The sequence below is a fragment of the Streptomyces subrutilus genome (assembly GCF_008704535.1).
GTDB lineage: Bacteria > Actinomycetota > Actinomycetes > Streptomycetales > Streptomycetaceae > Streptomyces > Streptomyces subrutilus.
On record NZ_CP023701.1, the window covers coordinates 1,993,514 to 2,008,173 of the forward strand.

General features: G+C 74.1%; 13 protein-coding genes. 2 read left to right on the forward strand and 11 right to left on the reverse strand.

Annotated elements, in window-relative coordinates; all coding sequences use genetic code 11:
* Positions 1-22 precede the first annotated feature (22 nt).
* Both CP968_RS08480 and CP968_RS08485 read right to left on the reverse strand, forming a co-directional pair.
* Positions 23-2,296 (reverse strand): bifunctional salicylyl-CoA 5-hydroxylase/oxidoreductase, encoded by a 2,274-nt coding sequence (locus tag CP968_RS08480; protein ID WP_150517413.1) that lies wholly within the window; start codon positions 2,294-2,296, stop codon positions 23-25.
* A gap of 4 nt (positions 2,297-2,300) precedes the next feature.
* Positions 2,301-3,128: an enoyl-CoA hydratase family protein gene (locus CP968_RS08485; protein ID WP_150517414.1), complete on the reverse strand. Its 828-nt coding sequence runs from the start codon at positions 3,126-3,128 to the stop codon at positions 2,301-2,303.
* 266 nt (positions 3,129-3,394) lie between these two features.
* Between CP968_RS08485 and CP968_RS08490 the strand changes: the two genes are divergently transcribed.
* Positions 3,395-3,817, forward strand: coding sequence for an ATP-binding protein (locus CP968_RS08490; RefSeq protein ID WP_150517415.1), 423 nt, complete (start codon positions 3,395-3,397; stop codon positions 3,815-3,817).
* Here CP968_RS08490 and argF read toward each other — a convergent pair whose 3' ends face one another.
* The 7 genes from argF to CP968_RS08525 form a co-directional block, all read right to left on the reverse strand.
* A complete protein-coding gene (gene argF, locus CP968_RS08495; RefSeq protein WP_150517416.1) occupies positions 3,818-4,852 on the reverse strand; it encodes an ornithine carbamoyltransferase in 1,035 nt (344 codons plus the stop codon). It abuts the gene before it with no gap.
* 141 nt (positions 4,853-4,993) lie between these two features.
* Positions 4,994-6,220, reverse strand: a complete 1,227-nt coding sequence (locus CP968_RS08500; protein WP_150517417.1) for an arginine deiminase — start codon at positions 6,218-6,220, stop codon at positions 4,994-4,996.
* Positions 6,221-6,289: 69 nt separating this feature from the next.
* Positions 6,290-6,757, reverse strand: a complete 468-nt coding sequence (locus CP968_RS08505; protein WP_229886168.1) for a hypothetical protein — start codon at positions 6,755-6,757, stop codon at positions 6,290-6,292.
* Positions 6,758-6,962: 205 nt separating this feature from the next.
* The gene (locus CP968_RS08510) at positions 6,963-9,584 is read right to left on the reverse strand and encodes a polynucleotide kinase-phosphatase (RefSeq protein WP_150517419.1); all 2,622 of its coding nucleotides are present in this window, start codon (positions 9,582-9,584) and stop codon (positions 6,963-6,965) included.
* Positions 9,581-11,170 (reverse strand): 3' terminal RNA ribose 2'-O-methyltransferase Hen1, encoded by a 1,590-nt coding sequence (locus CP968_RS08515; protein ID WP_150517420.1) that lies wholly within the window; start codon positions 11,168-11,170, stop codon positions 9,581-9,583. Before CP968_RS08515 ends, CP968_RS08510 begins: the two co-directional genes overlap by 4 nt.
* A 38-nt stretch (positions 11,171-11,208) precedes the next feature.
* A complete protein-coding gene (gene mmuM / locus CP968_RS08520) occupies positions 11,209-12,165 on the reverse strand; it encodes a homocysteine S-methyltransferase (RefSeq protein ID WP_150517421.1) in 957 nt (318 codons plus the stop codon).
* A 22-nt stretch (positions 12,166-12,187) separates the two neighbouring features.
* Positions 12,188-13,111, reverse strand: coding sequence for an LLM class F420-dependent oxidoreductase (locus CP968_RS08525; RefSeq protein WP_150517422.1), 924 nt, complete (start codon positions 13,109-13,111; stop codon positions 12,188-12,190).
* A gap of 199 nt (positions 13,112-13,310) precedes the next feature.
* On the opposite strand from CP968_RS08525, the gene CP968_RS08530 reads away from it, so the two are divergent.
* Positions 13,311-13,553 (forward strand): hypothetical protein, encoded by a 243-nt coding sequence (locus CP968_RS08530; protein ID WP_150517423.1) that lies wholly within the window; start codon positions 13,311-13,313, stop codon positions 13,551-13,553.
* A gap of 152 nt (positions 13,554-13,705) precedes the next feature.
* On the opposite strand, the gene CP968_RS08535 is transcribed toward CP968_RS08530, so the two are convergent.
* Both CP968_RS08535 and CP968_RS08540 read right to left on the reverse strand, forming a co-directional pair.
* Positions 13,706-14,191 carry a DUF6099 family protein gene (locus tag CP968_RS08535; protein WP_150517424.1) on the reverse strand — a complete coding sequence of 162 codons (486 nt, stop codon included), beginning with the start codon at positions 14,189-14,191 and terminating at the stop codon, positions 13,706-13,708.
* A gap of 122 nt (positions 14,192-14,313) precedes the next feature.
* Positions 14,314-14,655, reverse strand: coding sequence for a nucleotide pyrophosphohydrolase (locus CP968_RS08540; RefSeq protein WP_229886194.1), 342 nt, complete (start codon positions 14,653-14,655; stop codon positions 14,314-14,316).
* Positions 14,656-14,660: the final 5 nt, after the last annotated feature.

Below are 14,660 nucleotides of genomic sequence, written 5' to 3' on the forward strand. Positions count from 1 at the left end.
CGCGGCTGACCGGGCGGTCCGGTCAGCCGCGCCCGGTCGGCGGGGGACGGCTGCCGGCCCGGTAGGGCGCGGGCCAGGGCGCGGCCGGCCCCGCGTAGGACTGCTCGGCGGCCGCGTGCAGGGTCCACTGGGGGTCGTACAGGTGCGGCCGGCCCAGGGCGCACAGGTCCGCGCGCCCGGCCAGGAGCAGGGAGTTGACGTCGTCCCAGGAGGAGATCGCGCCGACCGCGATGACGGGCACGCCGAGCGCGTTGCGGATGCGGTCGGCGTACGGGGTCTGGTAGGAGCGGCCGTACTCGGGGGCCTCGTCGGCGACGACCTGGCCGGTCGAGACGTCGATGGCGTCGGCTCCGCGGGCGGCGAAGGCGGCGGCGATCTCCACCGCCTCCTCGGCGGAGGTGCCGCCGGGGGCCCAGTCGGTGGCGGAGAGCCGGACCGTCATCGGCCGGTCCGCGGGCCAGGCCGCGCGGACGGCGTCGAAGACCTCCAGCGGGAAGCGCAGCCGGTTCTCCAGCGGGCCGCCGTAGGCGTCGGTGCGGTGGTTGGTCAGGGGCGAGAGGAATCCGGAGAGCAGGTAGCCGTGGGCGCAGTGCAGCTCCAGCAGGTCGAAGCCGCAGTCCGCCGCGCGGCCGGCGGCGGCGGCGAAGTCGGAGCGGACGGCCGCCCGGCCGGCGGCGTCGAGGGCGCCGGGGACGGCCGAGACGCCCGGCCGGTAGGGCAGCGGGGAGGCCGCGACCAGCGGCCAGTTGCCCTCGGGGAGGGGGTCGTCCATGCCCTCCCACATCACCCGCGTCGAGCCCTTGCGGCCGCTGTGGCCGAGCTGGACTCCGAAGGCGGTGCCGGGCGCGGAGGCGTGGACGAAGCGGACGATCCGCGTCCAGGCATCGGCCTGCTCCTGCGCGTACAGGCCGGTGCAGCCGGGCGTGATCCGGCCCTCGGCGCTGACGCAGACCATCTCGGTCATCACCAGGCCGGCGCCGCCGAGCGCCCGGGCGCCCAGGTGCACGAGGTGGAAGTCGCCGGGCACCCCGTCCTCGGCGGCGTACATGTCCATCGGGGAGACGACGACCCGGTTGCGCAGGGTCAGCCCGCGCAGGGTGAAGGGGGTGAACATGGGCGGTGTGCGCGGCTGGTCCGGGCCCTCTTCGGGGCAGCCGAAGTCCCGTTCCACGGCGCTGGTGAACCGCTCGTCGCGCAGTCTCAGGTTCTCGTGGGTGACCCGTCGGCTGCGGGTGAGGAGGTTGAAGGCGAACTGCCGGGCCGGCTGCGCGGTGTATCCGGCGAGCTCCTCGAACCAGCGCATGCTGGCGGCCGCGGCGCGCTGGGTGCTGGCGACGGCCGGGCGGCGGGCCGCCTCGTAGGCCGCGAGCGCGGCGGGCAGGTCGTCCGGTCCGGCACCGACGGCTTCGGCGAGGGCGAGCGCGTCCTCCACCGCCAGCTTGGTGCCGGATCCGATGGAGAAGTGCGCGGTGTGGGCGGCGTCGCCGAGCAGGACCACGTTCCCGTGGGACCAGCGGGTGTTGACGACGGTACGGAAACGGGTCCACGCCGAGCGGTTGCCGCGCAGCGGGCGGCCGCGCAGGGCCTCGGCGAAGACCTTGGCGCAGCGGGCCGCCGACTCGGCCTCGTCGCACAGGTCGAAGCCCGCCGCCCGCCACACCTCCTCGCGCATCTCGACGATGGCGGTGGAGGAGCCGGACGGGTCGTGGGGCCCGGGGCGGGCGTACGGGTAGGCGTGCAGTTGCATGACGCCGTGCCCGGTCTCGGCGATCTCGAAGCGGAAGGCGTCGAGGGCGAAGTCGGCGGCGAGCCAGATGTACCGGCACCGGCCGCTGGTCAGCGTCGGCCCGAAGTGCGCGGCCCCCGCCTCGCGGACGGCGCTGTGCACCCCGTCCGCGGCGACCACCAGGTCGAAGGAGTCGGCGAGGGTCCGGGGGTCGGGCGCGGGGGTGCGGAAGCGGAGCCGGACGCCGAGCCCGGCGCAGCGTTCGTGCAGGATCTCCAGGAGCCGGCGCCGGCCGAGGGCGGCGAAGCCGTGGCCGCCGGAGGTGAGGAGCCGTCCCCGGTGCACGACGTCCACGTCGTCCCAGCGGACGAACTCGGCGCTCAGGGCGGCGTGGACGGCGGTGTCGGCCCGCTCGATGCCGCCGAGGGTCTCGTCGGAGAGGACCACGCCGAAACCGAAGGTGTCCTCGGGCGCGCCCCGTTCCCAGACCTCCACACCGTGGCCCAGCCGGGCCAGGAGCGCGGCGGCGTACAGTCCCCCCGGTCCCCCGCCGACGACGGCCACGCGCACGGCGCTACCTGCCCTTCCACTCGGGCGGCCGCTTGCCGGTGAAGGCGGCGTGGAACTCGGCGTAGTCCCGGCCGTTCATCAGCAGCGCCTGGGTGGTGGCGTCGAGTTCCACGGAGGCGGCGAGCGGCATGTCGAGTTCGGCGGTGAGCAGGGCCTTGGTCTGGGCGTGGGCGAGCGCGGGTCCGGCGGCGAGGCGCGCGGCGAGTTCGGCGGCCCGTACGTGGGCCTTGCCCTCGTCGGTGAGCTCGCTGAGCAGGCCGATCCGCTCGGCCTCGGCGGCGCGCACGGGTTCTCCGAGCATCAGCAGCCGGGTGGCGTGGCCGAGGCCGACGACGCGCGGCAGCAGGTAGGCGGCGCCCATGTCGCCGCCGGAGAGGCCGACGCGGGTGAAGAGGAAGGCGAAGCGCGCGGTGGGGTCGGCGATGCGGAAGTCGGCGGCGAGCGCGAGCACGGCTCCGGCGCCGGCGGCGACCCCGTGGACGGCGGCGATCACCGGGAAGGGACATTCGCGGATGGCCCGGACCACCTGGCCGGTCATCCGGTTGAAGTCTAGGAGCTCGGCGGTGTCCATGGCGAGGGTGGCGCCGATGATCTCGTCCACGTCGCCGCCGGAGCAGAAGCCGCGGCCCTCGCCGCCGAGGACGAGGGCGCGCACGGACCGCTCGCGGGAGAGCTCGGCCAGCAGATCGCGCAGGTCGGCGTAGGCGCCGAAGGTGAGCGCGTTCAGCTTCTCGGGCCGGTCGAAGGTGACGGTGGCGACGCCGTCCTGCCGGGTGACCCGGAGGTGGTGCCACCGTTCGGTCGCTGTTGTGGAACCGGTGAAGGGACTCACCCGACCGACGGTATCACCGACCCGTGACTTCCGTCACAGAAACGCGACACGCGCGGTGCGGCCGATGGCACGGCCGGGCGGCGGTCGGGCGGCCCGGTGCGAAGGTCCCGGCGCGACGGGTCGGGCGGCCCTGTCCGGTTCCGCCGGGGTGCCCTACGGTTCGACATTTTGACTTCGTATCGTTGAATACGAACCCTTTGCCCGCGCCCCTGCCCCCGCGCCCCGCGCGCGCCGCCTGCCACGACCCCCCGGAACGGACGGACCCCGTGCCCGACGCCTCCGCCTGGCGGATCGCACTGCCCCACACGGCAGCCGCCGTCCCCCTGGCCCGCGCCCTCGTCCGCGCCGCGCTGGCCGAGGGCGCGGCGCCCTCGGCCGACGCCGACACGGCGGAGCTGCTGACCGCGGAGCTGGTGGCCAACGCGGTCGAGCACACCGCCGGCGGGGACCCGATCGAGCTGGTCGTGGAGCTGCTGGGCGGCGGCTGCCAGGTCGAGGTCCACGACGGCGACCCGCGGCCGCCGGGCGACCTCACGGCCCGCCCGGACGACACCCATCCCGACCCGTGGCAGGAGCACGGCCGGGGGCTGCTGCTGATCAGGGCCCTGAGCTCGGGCTGCGGGCACCGGCGCACCGCGCGCGGCAAGGCGGTGTGGTTCACCCTGCCGGCGCGGAGGGCGGCGGTATGACTATGCGGCCCCGGCCGCCGCGTCCGCGGCGCCGGGCCGGGCGAGGGTGGCGACGAGCACGGCCTTGATGGTGTGCAGCCGGTTCTCCGCCTCGTCGAAGACCACGGAGTGCTCCGATTCGAACACCTCGTCCGTCACCTCCAGGGAGTCCAGACCGTGCCGCTCGTGGATGCCCCGGCCGACCTCGGTGCCCAGGTCGTGGAAGGCCGGCAGGCAGTGCAGGAACTTCACGTCCGGGTTGCCGGTGGCGCGCAGCACGTCCATGGTGACGGCGTACGGGGACAGGGCGGCGATCCGCTCGTCCCAGACTTCCTTGGGCTCGCCCATCGAGACCCACACGTCGGTGGCGACGAAGTCCGCCTGGGCGACCCCTTCGGCCACGTCCTCGGTCAGCGTGATCCGCGCCCCGCTGGCGGCCGCGAGCTCGCGGGCCCGGGCGACGACGGAGACGGCCGGCCAGTAGGCCTCGGGCGCCACGATCCGTACGTCCATGCCCAGCAGCGCGCCGGTGACCAGGTAGGAGTTGCCCATGTTGAAGCGTGCGTCGCCGAGGTACGCGAAGGCGATCCGCTCCAGCGGCCTGCCGCTGTGCTCGCTCATCGTGAGCACGTCGGCCAGCATCTGGGTGGGGTGCCAGTCGTCGGTGAGGCCGTTGAAGACGGGCACGCCGGAGTGGGCGGCGAGCTCCTCGACGACCTGCTGGCTGTCGCCGCGGTACTCGATCCCGTCGAACATCCGGCCCAGGACGCGGGCGGTGTCCTTGACGGACTCCTTGTGGCCCATCTGGGAGCCGGAGGGGTCCAGGTAGGTGGTGTGGGCGCCCTGGTCGGCCGCGGCGACCTCGAAGGCGCAGCGGGTGCGCGTGGAGGTCTTCTCGAAGATCAGGGCGATGTTGCGGCCCTGGAGCGAGCGCCGCTCGGTGCCCGCCTTCTTGGCGGCCTTGAGCGTGGCGGCGAGCTCGATCAGGCCGCGGAACTCGGCGGCGGTGAAGTCGAGCTCCTTGAGGAAACTGCGGCCGACGAGGTCGGTGGCCATGGGGTCGCTCCAGCGTCACGGTGACAGGGGATGCTGGAAGTCTATACGATCCTCCGTATTGATATACAGGCCTGGGGTGCGCTCTTCACACCGACTGCGCTCTTCACACCGGGCGCATCTCCTCACACCCGGCGCGCCTCCTCACACGGCGTCCCGCTCGACCGGGCAGCTCATACAGCGCGGACCGCCCCGGCCCCGGCCCAGTTCGCTGCCCGGGATCTCGATGACCTCGATGCCCTGCTTGCGCAGGTGCGTATTGGTCGTCACGTTCCGCTCGTACGCCACCACCACGCCCGGCTCCACCGCCAGCACGTTGCACCCGTCGTCCCACTGCTCGCGCTCGGCCGCGTGCACGTCCTGCGTGGCGGTGAGCACCCGGATCGCGTCGAGGCCGAGGGCGGCCGCGATGGCCCGGTGCATGTGCTCCGGCGCGTGGTCGGTGACCTTGAGCTCCTGAGCGCCCGGCCCCGGCTCGATGGTGTAGGAGCGGAGCATCCCGAGCCCCGCGTACTGGGTGAAGGTGTCCGCGTCGACCATCGTCATCACCGTGTCCAGGTGCATGAAGGCCCGCCGCTTGGGCATGTCGAGCGCCACGATGGTGGTCGCCGACCCCGCGGCGAACAGCCCGCGGGCCAGCATCTCCACCGCCTGCGGGGTGGTCCGCTCGCTCATGCCGATCAGCACCGCGCCGTTGCCGATGACGAGCACGTCCCCGCCCTCGATGGTCGAGGGGTAGTCCGCCTGTCCCTGCGACCAGTAGTGGAAGGCCCCCGAGGAGGTGAAGAGCGGGTGGTGGCGGTAGATCGCCTCGAAGTGGACGGTCTCGCGCCGGCGGGCCGGCCAGCGCATCGCGTTGATGGACACCCCGTCGTAGATCCAGGCGGAGGTGTCGCGGGTGAAGAGGTGGTTCGGCAGCGGCCCCAGCAGGAAGTCGTCCAGGTCCAGGGCGTGGAAGCGCACCGACACCGGCTCGGCGTGCCGGTCCAGGTACTCGCGCTTGGTCATCCCCCCGACCAGCGCCTCGGCCAGCGCGGCCGAGGTCAGTCCGTCGAACGCGGCCCGCAGGTGGCCGGTGGCGAGGGGGCCGTACTCCTTCTCGTCGAACACCCGGTCGAGGACGAGGTGGCGGGCCTCGGGGATCTCCAGGGCCTCGCACAGCAGGTCGCCGAAGAGGTGGACCTCGACCCCCCGGTCGCGCAGCACGTCCGCGAAGCCGTCGTGCTCCTGCCGGGCCCGGCGGACCCACAGCACGTCGTCGAAGAGGAGCGCGTCCTTGTTGCTCGGTGTGAGCCGCTTCAGCTCCAGGTCCGGCCGGTGGAGGATGACGCGGCGCAGCCGCCCGGTCTCGGAGTCGACATGGAATCCCATGCCCTACACGTTCCCAGACCGAACGGCCTTTTGACCGCGCGTCGGCGCAGCGGTCTCACCGCACCGGTCTCAGCGCAGGCCGAGGAGGGCGGACGGGGCGCCGGTCAGTTCGGGCGCGATCAGGCCCAGCTTGGGGGCGGTCAGGTGCGGCAGCCCGAAGTCGGAGCCGTCCGGCATCGTCAGCGGGGCGCCGACGACCGCACCCGGGGTGCGGGTGCGCAGCGTGGTGGCCGGCGCGTCCAGGGTGCCCTCGCCGTCGGTCTCCGGTGTGCCCGCCAGGTTCGGGACCGGGGAGGCGATGAGGGTGTTGCCCAGCTCGGTGCCGATCGGGACCGAGGGGAGCAGGGGCGTCGGGAGCATGTCGCCCCGGTGGTGGCGGGGTACGTCGGGCGCTCCGACGACCGGCACCGGCACCCCCGTCGCCACGCGCGGGGTGTCCACGCCCAGCGTCGTCTCGACGGCGTCCAACGGGACACCGACCGGGACCGAGTCGGCCACGGCCGGGGTGGCCGCGCCGGCCGCGGCCATACAGGTCATGAGTACCGCAATGCTGCCGCGCGCGGTCATCTTCATAAGTGACGTTCCGTCCTTCCGGGGTCGCGGACATTCCGCTGCCCTGGATGAACGATCCCGCCGGTGGTTTTCCCGGCGTTCTCCGCGAAAGTTCCCCCATACGACCTAATTCGCGGCCGTACGGGGGCCCTTGCTTTACGTCACGTGCTGCGCGCGGCCGGGGCCGGGCTCACAGCCGCGGGTCCACCGGCTCCGACTCCAGGGCGAGCACCGCGAAGACGGCCTCGTGGACCCGCCACAGCGGCTCCCCGGCCGCCAGCCGGTCCAGCGCCTCCAGCCCGAGCGCGTACTCGCGCAGGGCGAGGGAGCGCTTGTGGCCCAGGAACCGGTCGCGCAGCCGCTCCAGGTGGTCCGGCCGGGTGTACTCCGGGCCGTAGACGATCCGCAGGTACTCGCGGCCGCGGACCTTGATCCCGGGTTGGACGAGCCGGCCGCGGCCGTCCCGGGCGTAGGCCTGGAGCGGTTTGACGACCATGCCCTCGCCGCCCGCGGCCGTCAGCTCCGACCACCAGCGCGTGGCCGCCCGCACCGACTCCGCGTCCCCGGTGTCGACCAGGACGCGGGCGGTGCCGCGCAGCAGGCCGGTGCCCGCCGCCGCGTCCGCCGCGACGAGGCGGTCCAGCCAGAACAGCTGCTCGTCGTGGGGCACGGCCGCCAGCGACCGCCCGGTCGCGGCGAGCAGTTGGAACGGCGCGAACCGTACGCCGTCGAGCCCGTCGGTGCTCCAGCAGTAGCGGCGGTAGGCGTCGGTGAAGGCGGCCGTGTCAGCGGACCGCCCGCGCTGGCGCTCCAGCAGCGCGCCCGTGTCCACGCCCCTGGAGGCCGCGGCCTCCAGGGCGCCGATGGCGCCGGGGAGGACGGAGCGGGCGGCCGCGCCGACGGCGGCGTACTGGTGCCGCAGCAGCCCGCCGGACTTCAGCGACCAGGGCAGGAGCTCCCCGTCGAGCAGCAGCCAGTCGGTCCCCAGCTCCTCCCAGAGGCCGGCGTCGGTGACGGCCGAGCGCAGCCGGGCCAGCACCTCTTCGGTGACCTCGGCGTCGGGGAAGAAGGCGCGTCCGGTGCGGGTGTAGACGGAGCCGGTCGGCCCGTCGACCCCGAAGCGCTCGCGGGCCGCGGCGGCGTCCTTGCAGACCAGGACCGTGGCGCGCGAGCCCATGTGCTTCTCCTCGCACACCACTTGGGCGATGCCGTCCTCGCGGTAGCGGGCGAAGGCCTCGGCCGGGTGTTCCAGGTGGCCGTCCTCCCGCGAGGTGGCCGTCGGCGCCATGGTCGGCGGCAGGTAGGGCACCAGCCTCGGGTCCACGGCGAAACGGCTCATGACCTCCAGGGCGGCGGCCGCGTTCTCCTCGCGCACGGTGACGTTGCCCAGGTGCCGGGTCTCGACGATCCGGCGGCCGTGCACGTCGGCCAGGTCGAGCGGGCGCCCGTCGTGGCCGCCCGGGGTCGCGGCGGCGAGCGGTGCGGCCGGTTCGTACCAGACCTTCTCGGCCGGTACGTCGACCAGTTCGCGCTCGGGCCAGCGCAGGGCGGTCATCCGGCCGCCGAACACGGCGCCGGTGTCGAGGCAGATGGTGTTGTTGATCCAGGTGCTGTCGGGCACCGGGGTGTGTCCGTAGACCACGGTGGCCCGGCCCCGGTAGTCCTCGGCCCACGGGTGGCGGACGGGCAGGCCGAACGCGTCGGTCTCGCCGGTGGTCTCCCCGTACAGGGCGTGCGAGCGGACCCGGCCGGAGGTGCGGCCGTGGTACTTCTCGGGCAGCCCGGCGTGGCAGACGACCAGCCGGCCGCCGTCGAGCATGTAGTGGCTGACCAGCCCGCGGATGAACTCCCGGACCTCCTCGACGAACTCCGCCGGCTCCCGCTCCAGCTGCTCGACGGTCTCGGCCAGGCCGTGGGTCCGCTGGACCTTGGCGCCCTTGAGATGACGGCCGAGCTTGTTCTCGTGGTTGCCCGGCACGCACAGCGCGGTGCCGGACTTCACCATGCCCATGACCCGGCGCAGGACTCCGGGACTGTCCGGGCCGCGGTCGACGAGGTCGCCGACGAAGACGGCCGTGCGGCCCTCGGGGTGGGTCCCGTCCGCGTAGCCGAGCTTGGCGAGCAGGGCCTCCAGCTCGGAGGAGCAGCCGTGGACGTCCCCGATGATGTCGAAGGGGCCGGTGAGGTGGGTGAGATCGTTGTAGCGCTTCTCCAGGACCACCTGGGCGCGCTCCGCCTCCTCGGCGGTGCGCAGGACGTGCACCGTGCGGAAGCCCTCCCGCTCCAGGCCGCGCAGCGAGCGGTGCAGGTCGCGGCGGTGGCGCCGGATGACGGCGCGCGGCAGCCCGGCCCGCTCGGGGCGGGCCGCGTTGCGTGCGGCGCAGACCGCCTCGGGCAGGTCGAGGACGATCGCGACGGGCAGGACGTCGTGGTCGCGGGCCAGCTGGACCAGGCCGCGGCGGGCGTCGGCCTGGACGCTGGTGGCGTCGACGACGGTGAGGCGGCCGGCGGCCAGGCGCTTGGCGGCGATGTGGTGGAGGACGTCGAAGGCGTCCTTGCTGGCGCTCTGGTCGTTCTCGTCGTCGGCGACCAGGCCCCGGCAGTAGTCCGAGGAGATCACCTCGGTCGGCTTGAAGTGCCGTCGGGCGAAGGTGGACTTGCCCGAACCGGTGGCGCCGATCAGCACGACGAGGGACAGGTCGGTGACGCGGAGCACCCGGGGGCGGCCGGCCGGGCCACCGGCGTCGGTGGCGGTGGCGGTGGCGGTGTCGGAGTGGGTGTCGCCAGGAGTGGCGGTCTCTGCGGTGGTCATGCGGCCTCGCCCTCCTTCGGGGTGTCGGTGGTGCGGGTACCGGTGGTGCGGGTGCCGGTGGTGCCGGAGTCGGTGGTGCCGGAGTCGGTGGTGCCGGAGTCGGTGGTGGCGTCGGAGTCGGTGGTGGCGTCGGAGTCGGCGTCCGCGTCGGCGCGGGTGAAGACGGCCATCTGGGTGGGCGGTCCGACCTCGGGGTCCTCGTCCCCGACGGGGACGAACACCACCCCGTACCCGTACCGCGCCGCGACCTCCGCGGCCCAGGCCCGGAACTCGTCTCGGGTCCACTCGAAGCGGTGGTCGCCGTGCCGGACGTGCCCGGCGGGCAGCGATGCCCAGCGGACGTTGTACTCGACGTTCGGAGTGGTCACCACGGCCGTGCGGGGCCGCGCGGAGCCGAACACCGCGTACTCCAGGGCAGGCAGCCGGGGCAGGTCCACGTGCTCGATGACCTCGCTGAGCACGGCCGCGTCGTAGCCCGCCAGCCGTTTGTCGGTGTAGGCGAGCGAACCCTGCAGCAGGCGGACGCGGGAGCGCTGCCGCTCGCCCATCCGCTCCGGACGCAGCCGCCCGGCCGCCAGGTTCAGGGCCCGTACCGACACGTCGACGCCCACGATCTCGGTGAACGCGGGGTCCCCCAGCAGCGCCTGGACCAGCTGGCCCTGTCCGCAGCCGAGGTCCAGGACCCGCCGGGCGCCGGCGGCGCGCAGGGCGGCGAGGACGGCCTCGCGGCGGCGCAGGGCCAGCGGAACCGGGCGCTCTTCGGTGTCGCGGTCCGCGTCGACGGCGTTGTCGAGCTCCTCGACCTCGCTGCCGTCGGCCTCGGCGAGCCGGACCAGTTCGAGGCGCTCCAGGGCGTCCTTGGTGAGCCGCTTGTGCCGGGCCAGGTAGCGGGCGGTGATCAGGCCGTTCTCGGGGTGGGCGGCGAGCCAGCCCTCACCGGCCCGCAGCAGCTTGTCGACCTCGTCCGGGGAGATCCAGTAGTGCTTGGCGTCGTCGAGCACCGGCAGGAGCACGTACAGCTGGCGCAGGGCGTCCGCGAGCTTCTGCTCCCCCTCCAGCACGAGCCGTACGTAGCGGGAGTCGCCCCACTCGGGGAAGTGCTCGTCGAGCGGGAGCGGCTCGGCCCGGACGAGGTCCCAGCCGAGCGGGCCGAACAGCCGGTGCACGAGCCCGGCGCCGCCGCGGGCCGGCAGGACCGGTATCTCGATCCGCAACGGACGTGCCTGTTCGGGCAGTTCGGGCCGGGCGGCGCACCGGCCGGCGAGCGCGGAGCGGAACACCGCGCCGAGCGCGACGGCGAGGAGCGAGGAGGCGGCGTACGGTCGGTCGTTGACGTACTGGGCCAGCGCCGCGTCGGGAGCTCCGCCCCGGCCCTTGCCCCGGCCGCGCCGTACGAGCGCCACGGGGTCCACCTCCAGCAGCAGCGCCGCCGTGCACCGCAGGTCCGTGGCCTCGGGGTAGAAGACGTGGGCGGTGCCGTGGGAGGTGGAGAACTCCTGCGCCTTGCCGGGATGCTTGTGCAGCAGGAAACCCAGGTCGGACGCGGGTCGTTCGGGGGAGCCGGTGGTGGAGATCGTCAGGAACACACGGCCGATTGTGGCTGGCCACCGGCCGTGTCTGCCCCCTATTTTCCGGCGGCCCCGAGCCGCGGGCCGCTCGCGGCGCCCGGCCCGGCCGGGGGCAGGCGGCCGCCCAGTCGCGCGATGTCCGCCGGGGTGACGCGGCAGCAGCCGCCGAGGAGGCGGGCGCCGGCGCGGTACCAGTCGGCGAGGGGCCACGGCGGGGACGGGGCGGCCGGGGGGTGCCAGGTGGCGGTGGCCGCGTCCCAGACGGAGCCGTCGTTGGGGTAGGCCAGCAACGGCTTCGCGGTCACGGAGGCCGCGGCTTCGAGGGCGGGCAGCACCTGGGCCGGGTCACAGCAGTTGACGCCGACCGCGACGACCTGCGGTGACCGGGCGGCGAGGGCGAAGGCCTCGTCGAGCGGGGCGCCGGAACGGGTGCGGCCGTCGGCGACGGTGTAGCCCAGCCAGGCCGCGGCCCCCGTCTCGGCGAGGACCAGCAGCAGGGCCTCGGCCTCGTCCGGGTCGGGCACGGTCTCCAGGGCCAGCACGTCGGGGCCCTCGGCGAGCAGCGCCTCGATCCGCGGGCGGTGGAAGTCGGCGAGCCGGCGCACGCTCAGCCCGTAACGGCCGCGGTACTCGGACCCGTCCGCGAGCACCGCCCCGTACGGGCCCACCGAGGCCGCCACCCACACCGGGTGCGGCGCCGCGTCGGCGACGCGGGCGGCCAGGCGCACGCTGCGCCGCAGCAGCCCGGTGGTCGCCGCCCGGTCGAAGCCGCGGGCGGCGAAGGCCTCGTAGCCGACCTGGTAGGCGGCGGTGGTGAGCACGCGCGCGCCGGCCCGCGCGTACGCGCTGTGGGCGGCCGCCACCTGTTCGGGCCGCTCGGCGAGCACCCGGGCGGTCCACAGGTCGCCGGAGAGGTCGCAGCCCTGGGCGGCGAGCTGGTTGCTCAGCCCGCCGTCCAGCAGCACGGCCCCCCGGCCGAGGGCCTCGGCGAGCGGGCCGGACGCGCGTGTCATCGGTGGGTTCCCTTCGGTCGGGTCAGCGCAGCTGGGACAGGACCGAGGCGGAGATCAGCTCCAGGTGGTCCAGGTCGTCGAGGTCCAGCAGCTGGAGGTAGACGCGGGAGGCGCCGACCGCCTCGTAGGCGCCGATCTTCTCGACGACCTCGGCCGGGGAGCCGGCCAGGCCGTTGGCCTTGAGCTCGTCCACGTCGCGGCCGATGACGGCGGCCCGGCGGGCCACTTCGGCGTCGTCCTTGCCCACGCACACCACGAGGGCGTTGGAGTAGACGAGGTCGCCGGCGGCCCGCCCGGCCTCGGCCGCGGCCTCCCGGACCCGTCCGAACTGCCGCTCGGTGTCCGCGATCGACGCGAACGGCATGTTGAACTCGTCCGCGTACCGCGCGGCGAGCCGCGGGGTGCGCTTGGCTCCGTGGCCGCCGATGAGGACGGGCACCTTGGCCTGGGCCGGCTTGGGGAGCGCCGGCGAGTTCTCCAGCCGGTAGTGCCGGCCCGTGTAGTCGAAGGTGGCTCCGGCCTCGGTGGCCCACAGGCCGGTGACGACGGCCAGCTGCTCCTCCAGCCGGGCCATCCGCTCCGCCGGGAAGGGGATGCCGTACGCCTTGTGCTCCTCCTCGAACCAGCCCGCGCCGAGGCCCAGCTCGACGCGGCCGCCGGACATCTGGTCCACCTGGGCCACCTGGATGGCGAGCACCCCGGGCAGCCGGAAGGTGCCGGCCGTCATCAGGGTGCCCAGCCGGATCCGGCTGGTCTCGCGGGCCAGGCCCGCGAGGGTGATCCAGGCGTCGGTGGGGCCGGGCAGGCCGTCCGCCGATCCCATGCGCAGGTAGTGGTCGGAGCGGAAGAACGCGTCGAAGCCGAGGTCCTCGGTGGCCTTGGCCACGGTCAGGAGGGTGTCGTAGCTCGCACCCTGCTGGGGCTCGGTGAAAATGCGGAGATCCATACCCCCATCCTGCCTTCCCGCCCCGGCCGGGTGAATCCGCGCCCACCGGACGGGCCGCCACCGGGCCCGCCAGTGACCAGCCAGGACACGGCTCGTTTCTCGGACGGAGCCGGACCGCCCGGCCCGCGCGCCGCGGCCTCCCGCCGGTGCGTCCACCGCCCCCTTCCGTCCCGGAAGGGCCAGGGCCGAGGAGGCCGCCATGTCCCACGAGGCCGTGTCGCAGACCCCCCGCACGACAGCACAGACCGGACAGCCCGGACACGATCACACGGGCCGCGCCTGCGTGGTGCCCGTCCAGGGCGGTGCGCCCAAGGGCCTGCTGCAGCAGATGGAAGAGCTGATGGCGGCGCTGAACGCCGACCTCTCCCAGCTCGACGCCGACCTGCAGTCCTCCACGGACCGCACCATCGAGAGCAGCAGCCCCTCCTCCCCGTCGTACTGACCGCTCCCCAGGTCCCGTCGCGCGCGGCGGGACCACGCCCCGCCGGGCACCGCGGCACCACCCGCCCGCCGGCCCGGCGACCCGCCTGCCCTGCCACCGCCGGCGCCCGCACCGCACCGCACCGCACGCACCGGCCCACGCCGCCCCGCCGCTCAGAGCACGCCCGAGGCCGAACCCCGTTCCCGTACCGTCATCTTGCGCAGGATCGCCCGGACCCGGTCGCTCGACTCGTCGGCCGCGTCGATCGACTCGATGCACTGCCAGTACAGGGCCTCGTCGTCCGTCCCGCAGGCCACCCCGACCAGCGCTATCCCCACTTCACCGAGGAGTGCCTGGAGTCCGAGCAGTGCCTGCCGGACGTCGGAGACCCCGGCCAGCTGCGCCGCTCTCGGCGGCCGCTCCGGGGCGCTGCCCTCGCCGCGCAGCGCGGCCCGGTCCAGCACCCCGCACCCTCTGCCTCCCGCTTCGCCCAGTCCCCGTGCCTCCGCTCTCAGCTCCGGCGGTCCGGTGACCGCCAGATAGCCGCCTATGCCCTGCGCGAGCGCCTGTGCCTGCCAGGCCTCGCTCACGATGTCCCACGCAGCCCCGCTCTGTGCCAGCGTGTGCCGGCCGGCCGCGATGAGCCGTACCGCATCCATATGCCGTCCCCCGTCCGCACGACATCCGCCGTTCTCATCACTACCCAGCGTGAGGGCAATGCGCCAGTAAAGCCAGGGGTATTCGGAAATTGTGGACACAAACGTGATTGTGGACGAGTCCATCACTCCGAAGAGTGACGATTGAGGCCCTGACCATCCGTCACCGGGAAGCGGAGCTCGTTCCTTTCGATCTTCGCGGCGAGCGCATCCAGCACATCCACCCCGAGAACCTCACAGAACTGCAGCAGATACGCCAGTACGTCGGCCACCTCGTCGGCGACCCGGTGAGCGCTCTCCGGCTGCTCCATCACCCGCGCCGACTGCTCCGGCGTCAGCCACTGGAAGATCTCGACCAGTTCGGCCGCCTCCACACTGAGCGCCACCGCCAGGTTCTTGGGCGTGTGATAGGGGGCCCAGTCGCGGGCGGCCGCGAAGTCGGCCAGCCGCCGCTGGAGCCGGTACAGCCGCT

Excerpts from the sequence above, each read along its gene's own strand:
- CP968_RS08530 (WP_150517423.1), top strand. The coding sequence starts at position 13,311 with ATGTCCCACGAGGCCGTGTCGCAGACCCCCCGCACGACAGCACAGACC.
- argF (WP_150517416.1), bottom strand. The coding sequence starts at position 4,852 with ATGGCCACCGACCTCGTCGGCCGCAGTTTCCTCAAGGAGCTCGACTTC.
- CP968_RS08535 (WP_150517424.1), bottom strand. The coding sequence starts at position 14,191 with ATGGATGCGGTACGGCTCATCGCGGCCGGCCGGCACACGCTGGCACAG.
- CP968_RS08510 (WP_150517419.1), bottom strand. The coding sequence starts at position 9,584 with ATGACCACCGCAGAGACCGCCACTCCTGGCGACACCCACTCCGACACC.
- CP968_RS08500 (WP_150517417.1), bottom strand. The coding sequence starts at position 6,220 with ATGGGATTCCATGTCGACTCCGAGACCGGGCGGCTGCGCCGCGTCATC.
- CP968_RS08525 (WP_150517422.1), bottom strand. The coding sequence starts at position 13,111 with ATGGATCTCCGCATTTTCACCGAGCCCCAGCAGGGTGCGAGCTACGAC.
- mmuM (WP_150517421.1), bottom strand. The coding sequence starts at position 12,165 with ATGACACGCGCGTCCGGCCCGCTCGCCGAGGCCCTCGGCCGGGGGGCC.
- CP968_RS08505 (WP_229886168.1), bottom strand. The coding sequence starts at position 6,757 with ATGACCTGTATGGCCGCGGCCGGCGCGGCCACCCCGGCCGTGGCCGAC.